The organism is Pseudomonas sp. 43(2021) (assembly GCF_017490805.1).
Classification (GTDB): Bacteria; Pseudomonadota; Gammaproteobacteria; order Pseudomonadales; family Pseudomonadaceae; genus Aquipseudomonas.
This window is the reverse complement of sequence record NZ_JAFGYJ010000073.1, coordinates 1-1,581: the sequence shown is the minus strand read 5'-3', so window position 1 is coordinate 1,581 and position 1,581 is coordinate 1. Positions and strand designations below refer to the sequence as shown.

Here is a 1,581-nt window from a genome sequence, read left to right as displayed (position 1 = left end):
GTGTTTAGTAATCAGATTTGTTCGTGACCGATATGCACGGGCAAAACGGCAGGAGGTTGTTAGCGCGACCTCCTGCCACCCGCTTTCACGAAGGTCATGTGTAAAAGGCCGCAGCGTAACTATTACTAATGAATTCAGGACAGACAGTGGCTACGGCTCAGTTTGGGTTGTGCTGTTGCTGGGCGGCGATGACGCCTGTACGCATTTGGTGATCCGGTTCTGCTTCCGGTATTCGCTTAATTCAGCACAACGGAAAGAGCACTGGCTAACCAGGCTCGCCGACTCTTCACGATTATCGACTCAATGCTCTTACCTGTTGTGCAGATATAAAAAATCCCGAAACCGTTATGCAGGCTCTAACTATTACCTGCGAACTGTTTCGGGATTGCATTTTGCAGACCTCTCTGCCTGCGATGGTTGGAGTTCCAGACGATACGTCGAAGTGACCAACTAGGCGGAATCGGTAGTAAGCGCCGCCTCTTTTCATCTCACTACCACAACGAGCGAATTAACCCATCGTTGAGTCAAATTTACCCAATTTTATTCAATAAGTCAATATCATGCCGTTAATATGTTGCCATCCGTGGCAATCATGCTGCTAACGTGTGACCGCATTCAAAATGTTGTCTGCGATTGACTCTTCTTTGTGGCATTGCACCACCAGAGCGTCATACAGCGGCTTAACAGTGCGTGACCAGGTGGGTTGGGTAAGGTTTGGGATTAGCATCGTCACAGCGCGATATGCTGCGCTTGCTGGCATCCTTGAATAGCCGACGCCTTTGCATCTTCCGCACTCTTTCTCGACAACTCTCCCCCACAGCTCTGTTTTGGCAATATCAACCGCACGGCCTGTACCATGGCAATCTCTGCATCTTGCCCCCGGCGTCGCGGCACTACGGCAATAATCCGCATAAGCGAATGTTGCGAGCACTTGCAGTACCTTTGCCTTAGTATTTCCTTCAAGCTTTGCCACACCACGGTATTTCCCCGATACCTTGTGTGCAAATTGCATCAGATAGTTGATAGCCTTTTGTTTGTCGTTCTGGCTGAGTTCGTGCTTACCGCAGAATGCAGCCATACCGAATCCGGCTTGTGATTGCGCCATCCCCATAGCAGCCATCACATCAGTACCGGAAAGAGAGTCAGAAGCCGTGGCCCGTGGTGAGTCGCTCATCATCGGGCTTTTTGGCGAATGAAATTTAGCTACGCTTTCGAGTCTCATGCGCCTTCTCCCTGTACCTGAATCAATGTTAGGTTTCCGCAGAACACTGCGCCGGTATCGATATACATTTGGTTGGCAAACTTGAGTGGTTTCACTGCTGGCGTATGACCAAAGATGAACGTGTCCGCGCCTTTGATTTCTTTCACGATCCCGTTTTGTGAGTTGCTGATTCGTTCGCGGTTCCAGATTACCTGCTGATGATCAACTGGCTTTCCAAACTCGTATTCGTCAAAGGGATAATCGGCGTGGCAGATAACATATTTTTTATCTTTGCTCACCAGTTCGATGATTAACGGAAGTTCATCTGCTTTATGGGCAAGAGCTTTAGCCAGAATTTCTTTGTCGTAATCGAGATTAAA

1 protein-coding gene and 1 pseudogene are annotated in these 1,581 nt (G+C 48.8%); both read right to left on the bottom strand.

The annotated features are described in order from the left end of the window. Nucleotides 1-598: 598 nt before the first annotated feature. Nucleotides 599-1,222 (bottom strand): antitermination protein, encoded by a 624-nt coding sequence (locus J5M71_RS25890; RefSeq protein ID WP_001235459.1) that lies wholly within the window; start codon nucleotides 1,220-1,222, stop codon nucleotides 599-601. After that, nucleotides 1,219-1,581 (bottom strand): annotated as a pseudogene (locus J5M71_RS25885) (serine/threonine protein phosphatase); the annotation flags it as partial. The pseudogene J5M71_RS25885 and the gene J5M71_RS25890, both read right to left, overlap by 4 nt.